A 13,989-nucleotide genomic window follows, 5' to 3' on the forward strand; every position below is an offset into this window, starting at 1 on the left:
CCGCCCCGCCTCACGAAGCTGCGATCGTCAGCCAGCCCACGGCACCCGCGCCCGAGCCCCCGCAGACAGTCGTCGTCCCGCTGTCGCCGTCGACTGGCGCGGCGCTCGGTCCCCCGCCGCCCGCCAAGCGCCGGTTCGGCAAGCTCGAGCTGGCGATCATCAGCTTCCTCTGCTTCGACCTGTTGTTGTTCGTCGCGTGGCGGCTGCTCGCGGACGACAGCGAGGCGGGCGAAGACCAGCTCGCCGAGCTCGACGACAACGACAGCGACGCCGCCAAGGCCAGCCCCGCTCACGCGCCCAACGAAGCGCCCTCACCAGCCGCTGCCGAACCCGAGCCCGACCCACACACACCCGCGCCCAGGACCGCCCCCACAAGCGTCGAAGATGCCCTCGCCGCTGCGCTCCCGCCCGGACCAGCCGCGCCTGGACCGACCCGGCCCAAGACCCAGTCACTCAGCGACAAGGACTTCCGCGAGGCGATGGTCGACGCCCGCGACGACATCGTCGCCAGCTGCCTCGACACCCGCATGCGTCGCACGCTCAAGGTCTCACTCAAGGTGGCGCCCACCGGCGAGGTCAGCTTCGCCCGGGTTGTCGGCGGCCTCGCCGACACCCAGCTCGGTCGCTGCGTCGTCAAGCGGGTCTATCAGATCGAGTTCCCGGCGACCCACGAGGGCGGCGGGCACGTCTACACGCTTCGGCTCCGCTGAGCCAAACCGCGCACGGACAACTCGAGAGCCCCCTGTGCGAAGGCGCGCAGGGGGCTCACGAGCGAGAACTGGGTCGCTCAAGCGGTCGGATCGGGGACGTAGCGCAGGTACGGCTTGACCGTCTCGAACTCGCCAAACTTCTGCTTGGCGTCCGCGTCGCTCAGGCTCGGCACGACGATCACCCGGTCACCATGGTTCCAGTTGACCGGCGTCGCGACCTGGTGGTTCGCGGTCAGCTGCAGGCTGTCGATCGTCCGCAGGATCTCTTGAAAGTTGCGACCGGTGCTGGCGGGGTAGGTCAGCGTCAGCTTGACGGTCTTGTCTGGTGCGATCACGAACACCGAGCGGACGGTCAGCGTGTTGTTCGCCTTCTCGTGGATCATGTCGTAGAGGTTGGCGATCTCGCGCTTGGGGTCCGCGATCAGCGGGAAATTGAGCGCCGTGCCCTGGGTCTCCTCGATGTCGCCGGCCCACCCGTGGTGGTCTTCGATCGGATCGACGGACAGCCCGGCCACCTTCACGTTGCGTCGATCGAACTCGGGCTTGAGCCGGGCGACCTCGCCGAGCTCGGTCGTGCACACCGGGGTGTAGTCCTTCGGATGCGAGAACAAGATGCCCCACGAGTCGCCGAGCCACTCGTGAAAGTTGAGCTCGCCTTGGGTGGTGGTGGCGGTGAAGTTGGGGGCGGTGTCGCCGAGTCGAATGGCCATGGTTGTCTCCTGAGGGTTGCGGGGTCGGCCGCCGCTCCAGCCGGAGCTGGCGGGGCCGGAGCATAACGCGTCGGCCGGGCGGCTTCAGCGAAGCCGGCGGCCCGATCGCCGGAGAGTTTTGCGTGAGCTTGGGCACCGTAGTCGGCCAGTGATCGCCGGGCGTAGAGCGCTGACCGCCACGCTGATAGTCTGTGGTCATGACTAGCCTGCGGAGCCTTGCTGGAGTTCTGACCGCGCTCGTGTGGCTGGGCGCGTGTGCGAGCGACGACGCGATGGACACCAACGCCGGCACCGAGACCGCGACCGAGACAGACTCGACCGGCGACGGTGACGGTGACGGTGACGGCGATGGCGAGTGCACGCCGCCGCCCGGCGTGTTTGGTGACTGCGGGCCGGGCACGGACGCGTGCATGACCGACGGACCGAAGCTGTGTGTGGTGGACAACCAGAACGCGCCTTCGATCGCCGTGTGTGGACGCCGCTGCTCCGACACCTGCGACTGCTGGGCGCCACCCGCCGACGGCGAGGCGGAGGTCGCGTGCTCGTCGCTGATCCCGGGTGACGAGGGCGTGTGCGTGCTCGACTGCTCGGGCTCGAAGGCGTGCCCAAGCGGGATGATCTGCACCGACGAGGTCGGCCTCGAAGTGTGCGTGTTCCAGCAGTAGCGGCGGGTTTGAGCCTCGGCGCCCTCGCAGCGCGAGCGTGCGAAGCCGAGCAAGGCGAGCGGCGAGGCGACGGCGGGTCTGAACAATGCTTAGGATGCGAGCCGTGAGCACGCCCCCGCCCCTGACCGCCGAGCCCCCGAGTCTGCCGAAGCACTCCGGCCCGCCCACGATCGTGTCGAGCCTCGACCTCGACTCGCTCGAGCCGGGGACCCGGCACAACCTGCACCTGGATCTGTTCCGTGATCCGGCGGGCCAGCAGCTGCGGATCCCCGTGCTCGTGGTCAAGGGCGCCGAGCCAGGCCCGGTGCTGGGGATCACGGCTGCGATCCACGGCAACGAGCTCAACGGGATCCCGGCGGTGCATCGGTTTGTCCACGGACTCGACCCCAAGCGCCTGCGCGGGACCGTGGTCGGGATCAGCGTGGTCAACATCCCGGGCTTCTTGCTGCGCCGTCGCGGGTTCTCGGACGCCCGCGATCTCAACCGCCTGTTCCCCGGCAAGACGGGCGGGACCGACTCGCAGCTGGTGATCATGCGCCTGCGCGAGCAGTTCTTGACCCACGTCAATTACCTGGTCGACCTCCACACCGCGGGCCCGGGTCGGACCAACCCGGTCTACGCTCGCGTCGATCTCGAGGACCCGGCCTCGGTCGAGCTCGGGATCGCGGCGAGGCCCGACCTGATCGTCAACAAGCCCGCGAGCCCCAAGACCCTGCGCGGGGCCGCGCGAGCGCTGGGGATCCCCTGCGTGACCCTCGAGCTGGGCGCGCCGCAGGTGCTGCAGCCCGAGATCGTGCTGCGCGCGACCAAGGGCCTGCGCCGGATCGCGCGTCACCTCGAGATGCTCTCGCGTCCGCTCGGCCTGGGCGGGCGCCCTCCCCTGTGCAACGAGTCGAGCTGGGTCTACAGCGAGCACGGCGGGCTGCTCGAGGTGTTCCCCGACCTGCTGGCCCGCGTGCGCAAGGGCCAGCCGATCGCCCACATCGTCAACCTGTTTGGCGAGATCGTTGGCGAGTACAAGGCGCCGTTCAAGGCGATCGTGATCGGCAAGACCGCCGACCCGGTCGCCCCGATCGGCACCCGGATCGTGCACCTGGGCAAGCTGGTCCCCTGGGACGAATAGTCACTGTGCCGCGAACGCGGTGGTTCGATCACGCGGGCGCCTGATTTTTCAAGTGAGACGTCGCGGCTGGTGGCGCACGTGCGGGGCTGTCTGCTCTGGTAGGCTTTGGCATGCCTAAATTGTTTGTCTCGACGTGCGTGAGCTTCGGCGTGGTGTTGCTGCTTGGCTGTCAGCCCACGACCTCCGAGCCAGGCGAAGATGAGGATCTGCCGGCGGTGCCGGTCGAGGCCGAGGACGCTGCCCAGGTGATGGCCGAGCAGATCTGCGGCGACCTGTTCGAGTGCGCGTGCGCGAACACGGCTGCGTTTCTGGATCAAGCCGACTGCGTCGAACGAGAGACCGAGCAGCTTCAGATCGAGTTCGACACGATGCTCGCGGATGGCGCGACCTGGAACGCCGAGTGTGCGGGCGAGCTCTCCAAGACCTGGACGAAGTGGGCGTGTCACGGTCCGACCGTGGCCCAGCGCCAGTCTTCGTACGACCCACGCGTGTGCCCGATCGTCAAAGGCAACTTGGGTCTTGGCGCCAACTGCTTTCGCCTGAGGATCGGTGATCCGTGTCGTGAGGGGTTGGCGTGCATCGACCAAATCTGTGTCGAGAGCCCAACCTTGCCCGTCCCGATCGGCGGCGTGTGTGAACTTCAGTGGGAGACGCTGCCGTGCGAGTCCGGCAGCTACTGCGCCTGGAACGGCGAGGGCCAGCCTACCTGCGTGGCCGTGCCTCAGGCTGGCGACCCCTGCGACCCCGCCCAGGACTACCTGTGCGGGCTCTCGTCGCATGACCTGATCTGCGATGAGTCCACCGCCACGTGCGTCTCGGCGCCAACCACCGGCGAGCCTTGCTTCGATCAGTTCCTGTGCGGACCGGGCAACTACTGTGACGGCGGCAAGGACTTCACCTGCCAGCCGCGACGAGAGCTCGGCGACGGATGTGGCGCCGACGCGGTGTGCCCGGTCGACGCCTCGTGTGTCAGCAACATCTGTACGGCCGATCAACCGGCCGTGTGCAACCTGATCAATTGGCCGTGAACAGCGACGGGTCGAGGCAGCTGGTGTCGCCGTTGCGGATCGCCTTGCTGGTCGCGGTCACCTGCGGCAAGAACGTGGCGGTGAAGTAGTCGAGGTTGAGCAGCTTGCCCTTCAAGAAGTTGGTCTCGCCTCGCGCGGCGATCTTGCGCTTGGCGACCCGCGCCTGATCCAGCGCCTCTTGCCCGAGCACCGTGTAGCCGAGCGCCTGCAGGAACGGCACCGCCTGCAGCATGGCCTCGTCGATGTCCTGTTGCCCGACCCCGGCGATGTGCATGGCCGCGGCCGCGACCGCGTCGATCGCCTTGCCGAGCGCCGTGGCCTGGGCGTCGAAGCCCTCGACCTGCGCGGCCTCGATCTCGGCCTTGGCGTCTTGCATCCACTCCATGAACAGGCGGCCGCCCTCCATCCGCATCTTGCGACCGAGCAGGTCCAGCGCCTGGATCCCGTTGGTGCCCTCGTAGATCGACTGAATCTTGGCGTCACGGACCAGCTGCTCGACCGGGAATTCCTGCGTGAAGCCGTAGCCGCCGAAGATCTGCACGGCCGTCACCGCGATGTCGAAGCCGAGATCCGTGCACATCGACTTGACGACCGGGACCAGCAGCTCGACCCGACGGTGGAGCTTGGCGCGGCGGTCTTCGTCGGGGTGCGACTCGGCGATGTCAGCGCTCAGCGCCAGGCGGTAGGCCATTGAGCGCATGGTCTCGACCAGCACCTTTTGGTTCATGAGCATGCGCCGGACGTCCGGGTGGTTCACGATCGGCACGCGCTTGGCGTTGGGATCGCGCAGGTGCTTGAGCGAGGTGCCCTGGACGCGCTCGTGCACGTAGGCCCGCGCGTACTGAAACGCCGCCGAGCCGGCCGCGAGGCCCTGCACGCCCACGCCGATCCGGGCCTCGTTCATCATGTCGAACATCAGGCGGATGCCCTCGCGCTCCTTGCCGACCATCCACCCGCGACACGGGCCGCGCGAGCCGATCCCCAGCACGCAGGTAGCCGAGCTCTTGATCCCCATCTTGTGCTCGAGCTTGAGCACGTGGGCGCCGTTGCGGTCCTGCAGCTCGAGGGTCTCGGTGTCGAACCAGAACTTGGGGACCATGAACAAGCTCAGGCCCTTGGTGCCCTCGGGCGAGCCTGGCGTGCGCGCCAGCACCAGGTGGCAGATGTTCTCGACCAGGTTCGAGTCGCCGCCCGTGATGAAGATCTTCTCGCCCTCGAGCAGCCACACGTCGGACTGATCGGGGCTGGGCACGGCCTTGGTCCGGTTGTCACCGACCGAGGAGCCAGCGTCGGCTTCGGTCAGGCACATGGTCCCGCCCCACTCACCCGCAAAAATTTTCTCGGCGACCGGTCGCGCGAGCCCCTCGGGGCCGTGGTTCTTGATCACCCGGGCTGCCGCCGAGGACAGGCCCACGTACATCTGCAGCGACATGTTCGCGCCCGACATGACCTCGCTCAGGAACGCCCCGATCACGTAGGGCATGCCCGAGCCGCCGTAGTCGGGGTCGGCACGCGGCGCGGTCCAGCCACCCTCGCGCATTTGATCCCAGGCTTCTTTGTAGCCCTCGGGCAAGGTCACGTTGCCCTCGGCGTCGAGCGTGCAGCCGGTTTGATCACCGATCGCGTTGAGCGGCGCGAACACGTCGCGCGCGAACTTGTAGGCCTCCTCGACCGTGGTCTGGTAGGTGTCCTGGTCAAAGTCGGCGTACCTCTCACACTCGACGAGCTGCTCATGGATCCGCAGCTGGTCGAAGTAGGTGAAGAACACGTCCTCGGTATCGAAGGTAAACGCGGTGCTGCTCACGGCTCGGGGTGTACTCCTCGATCGCCAACTTTTCCAGAGCCGGGCGAATTCGGGCAGCTACGGCGTTAGAATAGTGAGCATGCGCAGCATGCGATTGCCGCGCGCAGCCGGCCGGGGCCGCGGGGGAACCAGCGCAAACAGCGTGACGCGCCCGGTCGAGGATCAGTCCGCGCCCGAGTACTCGTTGGCCTCGAACATCCGAACGATCTTGATGATGCCCATCATCGGGTGCTGCACGTTGTCGCAGCGGATCCGGTTGTCGAACACCGTGGTTCGGATCCCGCCCTCCACGTACTTGCGATCGCTGACGTAGAACATGTCGACGTCGTCCACGAACTGCAGCTGCATCATGCTGCGGATCCCTCGGAGCATGCTGACCCGATAGAACTCGCGCTTTTGGTCGTCGCCCACGTCGCGGGCGAGCTGCCACGCGTCGATCAGGCCCTCGAGATACACGCCGGTGGAGCTGGCGTGGGGCACCCCCCAGCCCTTGGCGACCGCGTAGAAGCGACCCATCTCGTCGGGGTAGACGAACTCGCCCGGGTCCCACTGCTGCATGTTGTCGACCAGCCAGGTCGCGATCTCGAAGCAGAACGCCTGGAGCTCGTCCTTGAACGCCTGCTCGTCGGGGCCCAGCGCCTTCCACATCGCGTAGTCGGCCTGCAGGTGCCAGGGCACGAACGCCGGGTTGCGGTTGGCCTCGTCGAGGTGCCACTTGCGGTGGAACTCGAACGACAGCTTGTACTTGCGCAGGATCTCCGGATCCTTGGTGTCGGCGTAGATCGTGGCCCAAAACAGCATGGCCTCGCCCGGATAGAAGTTGAAGTACTCCTTGTCCGACCCCTTGTAGAAGCTGGTGAACGAGCCGTCCTCGTGCCACAAGAAGTCCACGGTGCGGCGCAGGGCGGCGATCTCGTCGGCCCACTTCTCGCGCTTGGGGTGCAGCCACATGGCCATGCCAGCCAGGGCGAGGCCGCCGAGCTTGGTCTTGCGGTTGTGCTCGATGATGCCCAGCACGTCGGGCGCGACCGGCTCGAGCTCGGTGAAGGTCACCTGCTGGCGGTCGCGCTCATAGTGGAAGAAGTGCGCGAGGTTGTAGTCGATGTTCTTCTCGACCAGGTCGAACACGGCCTGATCCTGGCGGTCGTGGGCCCAGCGAACCATCGCGTTGGTCGCCATCCACTGCCGGATCATGTTGTTGTTCTTGTCCTCTTTCTCGGGGCTCGGGAAGTAGTGGTAGGTCAGGCGGCCGTCCTCGTGGACGTTGTTGATCAGCCAGTTGGCCATGCCCGTCGCCAGCGCCTCGGTGCTGGCCTGGGTCACCTCTCGAATGTCCACGACCCGGTTTCCGCGGGTCATGACCACGGCCTGCGCGGGTGAGCTGTCGAGCCGGACCAACACCTGATCGGCCTCGAAGGTCTCGAACGTGGAGGTCTCGAACGCCTCCTCGGTCAGGTTCCAGTCGTTGCGGATCAGCTTGAGCTGCTTGTTGACCTTGCGGTTTTGCGAGACGAACCACGTTGGCGCGTAGATCTTCTCTTTGTCGGCGTGGGTGACCCGCAGCCCGCGGATGCCCATGTGGTGCGGGATCTTGTGGCGGTCCTCGTCGAGCAGCAGCTTGCGCTGGGCCGCGTCGGCGTAGTCGTGAACCCGGTACGAGTGACTCAGGTTGATCTCGAGCCGGTTGACCCGGCTGGCCCGGTCGCCGAGCCCACGCCGACCGTCCTCGAGCGCCTGCAAGGTCACGTCCCACATCGTCGGCTCGGTCACGCTCACCTGCGAGGGCGCGCGCCACAGCTGATACAGGCGCTTGCCGTCCTCGCGAAACGCGATGTACACGGCCTGGCCCGGCTCGGTCAGGCGCGGCGGCAGCGTGCTTCGATCGACCGCCTCACCCGCCCAGGCCTTGGCCAACGCGGCCGCGAGCGCGTCTTGGTCGGCGTCGCGCAGCGGCTGCTGGGCGACCGTGTCGGCGTTCGGTGCGACGTCGGCGAGCTTGGCGTTCTTCTCGCTCTGCATGAACACCAGCCACACGACCACGACGATCGGGACCAGCAGCAGGTACGTCCACTGCGACTCGAACAGGCCGGCCGCAGGCTTGGCGGGCTTGGCGGGGGTGGCCGCCGATGCCGGCTTGGTCTCGTCGTTCTCGTCGCGCTCGGACATGCGCGCGCATCGTAACAGTCCGCCGTCTGGTGTCGACTGGCACCCGCGCGTGGCACCGAGATTCTCGCGCCCTCGCAGTTGCGGTAGAATCGCGCCCATGACCCGCTCGACTGCGCTTACTTGCCTGCTGGCGTCCTTTGTTGGTCTCTCCCTCGGCTGCGGCGACGACGGGACGGCGGAGACCGGACCCGACGACGGCAACGTCGACACCAGCGACACCGACCCCGGCGATGGCGACCCCAGCACCACCGACGATCCCGGCGACGGCGATGGCGACTCCGGGGACGGCGACGGCGACCCTGGTGACGGCGACGGCGACGGCGACGGCGACGGCGATGGCGATGGCGACTCCGGGGACGGCGACGGCGATGGCGACGTCGACACCTCGACCTACTCGGCCGTGATCATGCCCGGTGACTTCGACCGCATCACGATCACCCGAACCAACATCGACGAGCCCAACTGCACGCGGATGGTCATCTACAGCCCGGTGGGCTTCGACGACTTCGACATCGACATGCCCGATCAATGGCAGATCGAAGAGGTCTACAGCTGGCAGCAGGGGTTTTGCCCGATGGACAACGCCAACCCCATGCACTTCCCCAACGCGGGCACCGGGAAGATCTCGGTGGCGGGCTACGACGCCCTGATGACCTACCCCTGCGCGCTCAACTTCGACATCGAGCTCGACATGAACAGCGACCCGCCCGCCACGACGATCTGGAAGACCAGCGCGGTCGTCGTCAACGGCGTCAACTGTGGATAAGAGCTAGGCGCCCGACGCCGAGATCACCAGCATCGTCAGGTAGCCGACGTAGATCAGGATGAACACGCCGCCCTCGACCCGGTTGATGCGGCCTTGCTTGCCGTACCCGAACGAGAACACCAGCAGCAGCACTGTCAGCGCGGCCATCACCGCGTAGTCGCGCTCGAGCAGCCCGGGCTCGAGCTCGCCGGGGTCTAGCAACGCGGGGAACGGCAGCACGGCGAGCAGGTTGAACACGTTCGAGCCCAGCACGTTGCCGATCGCCATCTCGTGCTCGCCGCGAAACGCCGCGGCCGCCGTGGCCGCGAGCTCGGGCAGGCTCGTGCCGATCGCGACGATCGTCAGGCCGATCACCAGGTCGCTGACCTCGAGGATCCGGGCGATCGTCGACGCGCCCCACACGACCCCCTGTGACGAGGCCATCAGCAGCGCCAGCCCGATCACCAGCCACAGGGTCGCGCGGCCATAGCCGACCGCCGGCTCCTTGTCCTTGTCCTCGACCTCCTCGGCGGCGCGGCCCGTGCGGATCGTGCGGATCAAGAACACGATCAGCAGCGCGATCAACACCCCGCCGTCGATCTGCGTCAGCGCGCCGTCGATCAACAACAACGCCGCCAGCGTCGTGATGCCGATGACGACCGGCAGCTCGCGGCGGACGATGTCTCGGTGCAGCCCGATCGGCTTGATCACCGCGCTGACGCCCAGCACCAGCGCGATATTGGTGATGTTGCTGCCGACCACGTTGCCCAGCGCGATCCCACCGCTGCCCTCGACCGACGCGACCGCCGAGACCAGCATCTCGGGGGCCGAGGTCCCGAACCCGACGATCAGCATCCCGACCAACAGCGGCGAGACCCCCAGCCGACGCGCGAGGCTCGACGCGCCAAACACAAACCGATCGGCGCCGAACACCAGGCCCGCGAGCCCGACCACCACTGCAACTCCGGCAAGCACGACGTCCACGGGGTGTCAGCATACGCGATGTCCCCCGCTCCACGACCCCACCCGCGACGGCGCTGATCAGACGCCACGTACCTGCCGTGAGCCCGCGACCCGTCCAGTGGCGTTCGCGCGCTCGTCGTGGTCGCTTTCAACCGCGTCTGCGCCCCGCTCTGGGCCCAGGAGCATCTGAGAGCTTACGCACCGGGCACGCCTCGGCCCCCATCTCGGCCTGATCACGGCCTGTTGCGCCGCTCGATACCCGCCGCGCGGCTGGCCTGCTTCCAAGTCTCGCCCGACGTGTTATCCACCGGCCGATGAGCGACAGCGTCGCAGCGCGACCCGGTATCTCCGTGGTCGTCCCGGTGTTCGACGAGGTCGACTCGCTCGAGGAACTCTACCAGGGCATCACCGCCTCGTGCGATCGCATCGGACGCGGTCACGAGATCGTGTTCGTCAACGACGGCAGCCGCGACGGCTCGGACGCCAAGCTCGACGAGCTCGCGACCCGCGACCCACGCGTGCACGTCATCCACTTCCGCCGCAACTTCGGCAAGTCCCCAGCGCTGGCTGCGGCGTTCGAGCGCGTGCAGGGCGACGTCGTGCTCACCCTCGACGCGGACCTGCAGGACGACCCCTCGATGATCCCCGAGTTCGTCGCGCGGATCGACGCGGGCGCCGACCTGGTCTCGGGCTGGAAGAAGCGCCGCAACGACCCGATCGGCAAGACCTTCCCCTCGAAGGTGTTCAACTTCATCGTCCGTCGGCTCAGCGGCATCCCCCTGCAAGACTTCAACTGCGGGTTCAAGGCCTATCGCATCGAGTGCATCCGCGAGCTGTCGGTCTACGGCGGCTTTCACCGGTTCTTGCCCGTGCTCGCGGGCGCCAAGGGGTTCCGGATCGAGCAGCTCGTCGTCAACCACCGGGCGCGCAAGCACGGCGTCAGCAAGTTTGGCGTCAAGCGCTTCTTCGACGGGATCCTCGACCTGCTCACGGTGTTGCTGGTCACCAAGTACCGGACCCGCCCGCTGCACTTCTTCGGCGTCCCCGGCATGGCGCTCAGCGGCGTTGGCGTTGGCTTGCTGGTCTACCTGTCGGTGCTGTGGTTCATCGGTCAGCCGATCGGCACCCGCCCGCTGCTGACCCTGGGTCTGCTGCTGACGATCATGGGCTTGCAGTTCGTGTGCTTTGGCCTGCTCGGTGAGCTCTTGGTCCGCACCACCGTCGCGCCCCGCGAGATCTACTCGATCCGCGAGGCGGTCCGCGGCCGGCCAGCGGCGATCGCTGACGCGGCCGCCGCCAGCAACGCCTCCGCCGAGATCGTCACCCGCGAAGACGCGCCACGCCCCGATCCAGCCGCGGCCACGCGCAACGACATCCCGATCATCAGCCCCGAACACGTTGGCGACTGAGAGAGCCCCCACCATGTCCTCGCCCCAGCTCGACGAGCGCAGCTCGAACCAGCGCAAGCACGAGAGCCGCAACCCGATCCAGCGCGCGCTGATCGACAACTTTCACGCCCAGGCGATCAAGCTGATCCGTCGCGCCCAACCATCGACGATCCTCGAGCTTGGCTGTGGCGAGGGCTACGTGCTCAGCGCCCTCGCTGACGCCAACATCGACGCCGAGCTCAACGGCGTCGAGCTCGACAGCCGCGCCGTCGAGGTCGCCAAGCGGCGACTCGGCGACCGCGCCACGATCGAGCACCGCGACGCGCGTGAGCTCGCCGCCGACGGTCGCCGATTCGACATGGTGGTGATGCTCGAGGTCCTCGAGCACATCCGGGAGCCCGAGCAGATGCTGCCGATCCTCGATCAGCTCAGCAACGGCTGGCTGCTGCTCAGCGTGCCGTGGGAGCCTGTGTTTCGCGGGCTGAACTTCATGCGCGGCAAGAACCTCACGCGGCTCGGCAATGATCCGGACCACGTCAACCACTGGGGCCGCAAAGGCTTCTCGCGCTTCGTCGCCTCGCGCTTCGACATCATCACGATGCCGCAGGTGTTCCCGTGGACGATGGCGCTCGCGCGCTCGCGCTGAGCGATCTCCCCGCGAATCCTCGTGAGTCGAGCGGCCATCCTCGCGGGTGGGCTGCGTTTGTGACCCTCGGCGTGCACAAAGCACCCTGGGCCGACGGACACGCGCGCGATCGTTTCGCCAGTGGTTCCCGACTCGACGCTGGGGTCACATCACCGCGAACCCCGATCGATCGTCGGGGCTCGGCGACGATCCAGGCTCGAGGTTGGGAAGATCAGCGCGAGACCCCATCGCGAAGCCGGCCGCCACGCTCACGCGCTGGCGGACCCGCGCAGGCTTACTTCGGCCGTGGTGCCCGTGGCACACAACTGAGCATGTTCAGCCCAGTCGTTGCTCGCCCCCGCCCCGTGTCGGCACCGATCCGCGCGCGGCCCCTCGCTCGGCGGACGCAGATGATGGCTCGCGGGCCGGGCTGGCGGCTCGTCGAGGGGGAAGCTGACAACTGGCACGTCGCGCTGCGGCGCGAGACCGAAGATCCGGTGCGGACGTGGGCGCACCTGCTACGGACGATCCGCAGCATCTCGACCACGCACCGGTTGCGACCGATTGTGCTCGATCTGCGTGATGCCGAGCGGCTTGGGGGAGTCGCCGCCCAAGCTGCGGGGTTGCTGCTTGCGGAGCTCGAGCAACGGGGGCTGCGGATCTGTGCGATCGTGGGTCCTGATCTGATCCACGCGGCGCGGGTGCAGCACTTGATCAGCCTGCATGCGCCGATTTGTGGGGGGTGTTTCCTGACGGAGGGCGAGGCGATTGACTGGGTGCGGACTGGGCCGCCGCCCGTGGCGGCGCCGCTTCGCTCGCGGCCTGGTGGGCTTCGCATCGCGCCACCGCGGGTTTGAGCTGGCAGGTATATGACCCCCACGCAGAGTCTGGCACTTCGCCGACTGCAGCCGCTCCCGCGTCTGGTCGCTTCGCTCCACTCGCGCGAACCTGGTACGAGACGACGGTTCCCGCTGGGCACCTCAGTGCGTGAACTTCACGTGCACGCGGCCGCGAAAGTCAGCGGGCGCGCGCAGCTCCAATGCGTACCGACCCGCTTCAAAGTCCTGCGGACCGATGAATTCACCTGGTTCGGTCAGCAGGTGCCCGCAGGGCTCACACTTCGCCACGGTCATCTCGACCCCCGATATGTCCTCGCCATCTTCGCCCCACATCCCCAGCACATAGATCTCGTCAGCATCAATGTCGAAGCGGCGGTGGAGCCACATCTCATCGCCAAGCGGGCCGACCATCATGTCGTTCGCACAGTCCAGCGTGAAGGTCTCGTCAATCGTGTGTTCACCGTCGACGCTGACCAGACCAAGGTCGGGCGCTGCCTGTGCTGTCCCGCACGCAAACACGCGCGACTGATAGTCCCGGAACCGGTTGCAGGACGAACCGAGCTCGGGCTGGAAGTCCGCGAGCAGCTCCTTGGTCGTCATGCCGAGCACCGACTTCATGGCCGCAGACAGGGCTGGGCCATCCGGGTATGGACCCGTGATCCGGCAGACATCGAGGACCGCTTCCAGCCCAAAGCGCTCCACGAGGTAGGCCACGAACCGGCCAAGCATCCCGTACTCACGGGCCTCACTAGGAGTCTGCATGATGGCCACCAACCGGTCGAAGCTGCTGGTCTTCGCGTCGCGTCCGAAGGCGTCACTATAGAACACGGCCAGTCCTTCACTGAGGACGCGTGGGCAGCTCGCCGTTGCGAACGTCGCCATATGGACGACTTCATGGTCAAACGGGAGCACCGGCGAGTGAACGCATTGGTCACTCGGGAGGAAGCACGCGAAGACGTCTTCGCCGCACGGGAGGTCAGCGGCGTATTGTTCGGATGAGTACCACCGATACTGCCCGAGGTGATCTGTCACGCCGAACTCCACCGCAAGCGCACCAGCGTAGGCGTCGACGTATGCGAAGGTCCCCCCACAGGTCTCGTCCGCGGTGCGATCACGACCGTCAATGTCAATCCACTCGCCCTGGAACAGCCAGTTCGGCTCGTCCTCCGCGCACCCGCTGCTGCCGAGCGAGATCACGACGACTCCCGCCACCCCCATCGCGC

The 13,989-nt window shown here is 67.2% G+C and carries 12 protein-coding genes and 1 pseudogene; 8 read left to right on the plus strand and 5 right to left on the minus strand.

Features of this window, described 5'->3' with window-relative positions; all coding sequences use genetic code 11:
• Positions 1-710: pseudogene (locus ENSA7_RS44350) on the plus strand (hypothetical protein); the annotation flags it as partial.
• A 77-nt stretch (positions 711-787) separates the two neighbouring features.
• Here the strand turns inward: ENSA7_RS44350 and ENSA7_RS29790 are convergent.
• Positions 788-1,420: a peroxiredoxin gene (locus tag ENSA7_RS29790; protein WP_106092772.1), complete on the minus strand. Its 633-nt coding sequence runs from the start codon at positions 1,418-1,420 to the stop codon at positions 788-790.
• Between the two features lie 197 nt (positions 1,421-1,617).
• Between ENSA7_RS29790 and ENSA7_RS29795 the strand changes: the two genes are divergently transcribed.
• From ENSA7_RS29795 to ENSA7_RS29805, 3 genes are all read left to right on the plus strand, one after another.
• Positions 1,618-2,085, plus strand: coding sequence for a hypothetical protein (locus ENSA7_RS29795; RefSeq protein ID WP_146158271.1), 468 nt, complete (start codon positions 1,618-1,620; stop codon positions 2,083-2,085).
• A 103-nt stretch (positions 2,086-2,188) separates the two neighbouring features.
• Positions 2,189-3,208 (plus strand): succinylglutamate desuccinylase/aspartoacylase family protein, encoded by a 1,020-nt coding sequence (locus tag ENSA7_RS29800; protein ID WP_181234248.1) that lies wholly within the window; start codon positions 2,189-2,191, stop codon positions 3,206-3,208.
• A 110-nt stretch (positions 3,209-3,318) separates the two neighbouring features.
• Entirely contained in the window at positions 3,319-4,236 is a 918-nt protein-coding gene (locus ENSA7_RS29805) for a Dickkopf N-terminal cysteine-rich domain-containing protein (RefSeq protein ID WP_146158272.1), read from the plus strand.
• On the opposite strand, the gene ENSA7_RS29810 is transcribed toward ENSA7_RS29805, so the two are convergent.
• Positions 4,223-6,040, minus strand: a complete 1,818-nt coding sequence (locus ENSA7_RS29810) for an acyl-CoA dehydrogenase family protein (RefSeq protein WP_106092776.1) — start codon at positions 6,038-6,040, stop codon at positions 4,223-4,225. The genes ENSA7_RS29805 and ENSA7_RS29810 overlap by 14 nt on opposite strands.
• A 162-nt stretch (positions 6,041-6,202) precedes the next feature.
• The gene (locus tag ENSA7_RS29815; RefSeq protein WP_106092777.1) at positions 6,203-8,206 is read right to left on the minus strand and encodes a hypothetical protein; all 2,004 of its coding nucleotides are present in this window, start codon (positions 8,204-8,206) and stop codon (positions 6,203-6,205) included.
• Between the two features lie 97 nt (positions 8,207-8,303).
• Between ENSA7_RS29815 and ENSA7_RS29820 the strand changes: the two genes are divergently transcribed.
• Entirely contained in the window at positions 8,304-8,972 is a 669-nt protein-coding gene (locus tag ENSA7_RS29820) for a hypothetical protein (RefSeq protein WP_106092778.1), read from the plus strand.
• A gap of 3 nt (positions 8,973-8,975) precedes the next feature.
• Here the strand turns inward: ENSA7_RS29820 and ENSA7_RS29825 are convergent, their stop codons facing one another.
• The gene (locus ENSA7_RS29825; protein ID WP_106092779.1) at positions 8,976-9,935 is read right to left on the minus strand and encodes a calcium/sodium antiporter; all 960 of its coding nucleotides are present in this window, start codon (positions 9,933-9,935) and stop codon (positions 8,976-8,978) included.
• 293 nt (positions 9,936-10,228) lie between these two features.
• On the opposite strand from ENSA7_RS29825, the gene ENSA7_RS29830 reads away from it, so the two are divergent.
• The 3 genes from ENSA7_RS29830 (at position 10,229) to ENSA7_RS29840 (ending at position 12,784) form a co-directional block, all read left to right on the plus strand.
• Positions 10,229-11,323, plus strand: a complete 1,095-nt coding sequence (locus ENSA7_RS29830; RefSeq protein WP_106092780.1) for a glycosyltransferase family 2 protein — start codon at positions 10,229-10,231, stop codon at positions 11,321-11,323.
• Between the two features lie 13 nt (positions 11,324-11,336).
• The gene (locus ENSA7_RS29835; RefSeq protein WP_106092781.1) at positions 11,337-11,948 is read left to right on the plus strand and encodes a class I SAM-dependent methyltransferase; all 612 of its coding nucleotides are present in this window, start codon (positions 11,337-11,339) and stop codon (positions 11,946-11,948) included.
• A gap of 344 nt (positions 11,949-12,292) precedes the next feature.
• Complete coding sequence (locus tag ENSA7_RS29840; RefSeq protein ID WP_146158273.1) at positions 12,293-12,784, plus strand: hypothetical protein; 492 nt, start codon at positions 12,293-12,295, stop codon at positions 12,782-12,784.
• Positions 12,785-12,907: 123 nt separating this feature from the next.
• Here the strand turns inward: ENSA7_RS29840 and ENSA7_RS29845 are convergent, their stop codons facing one another.
• Positions 12,908-13,984 (minus strand): hypothetical protein, encoded by a 1,077-nt coding sequence (locus ENSA7_RS29845; protein ID WP_106092783.1) that lies wholly within the window; start codon positions 13,982-13,984, stop codon positions 12,908-12,910.
• Positions 13,985-13,989: the final 5 nt, after the last annotated feature.

The sequence above is a fragment of the Enhygromyxa salina genome (assembly GCF_002994635.1).
In the GTDB taxonomy this organism is placed as follows: Bacteria; Myxococcota_A; Polyangia; order Nannocystales; family Nannocystaceae; genus Plesiocystis; species Plesiocystis salina_B.

What these genes read in the sequence shown, in the direction of transcription:
- ENSA7_RS29790 (WP_106092772.1), bottom strand. Translation starts at nt 1,420, where the DNA reads ATGGCCATTCGACTCGGCGACACCGCCCCCAACTTCACCGCCACCACC.
- ENSA7_RS29830 (WP_106092780.1), top strand. Translation starts at nt 10,229, where the DNA reads ATGAGCGACAGCGTCGCAGCGCGACCCGGTATCTCCGTGGTCGTCCCG.
- ENSA7_RS29805 (WP_146158272.1), top strand. Translation starts at nt 3,319, where the DNA reads ATGCCTAAATTGTTTGTCTCGACGTGCGTGAGCTTCGGCGTGGTGTTG.
- ENSA7_RS29845 (WP_106092783.1), bottom strand. Translation starts at nt 13,984, where the DNA reads ATGGGGGTGGCGGGAGTCGTCGTGATCTCGCTCGGCAGCAGCGGGTGC.
- ENSA7_RS29795 (WP_146158271.1), top strand. Translation starts at nt 1,618, where the DNA reads ATGACTAGCCTGCGGAGCCTTGCTGGAGTTCTGACCGCGCTCGTGTGG.
- ENSA7_RS29820 (WP_106092778.1), top strand. Translation starts at nt 8,304, where the DNA reads ATGACCCGCTCGACTGCGCTTACTTGCCTGCTGGCGTCCTTTGTTGGT.
- ENSA7_RS29815 (WP_106092777.1), bottom strand. Translation starts at nt 8,206, where the DNA reads ATGTCCGAGCGCGACGAGAACGACGAGACCAAGCCGGCATCGGCGGCC.
- ENSA7_RS29835 (WP_106092781.1), top strand. Translation starts at nt 11,337, where the DNA reads ATGTCCTCGCCCCAGCTCGACGAGCGCAGCTCGAACCAGCGCAAGCAC.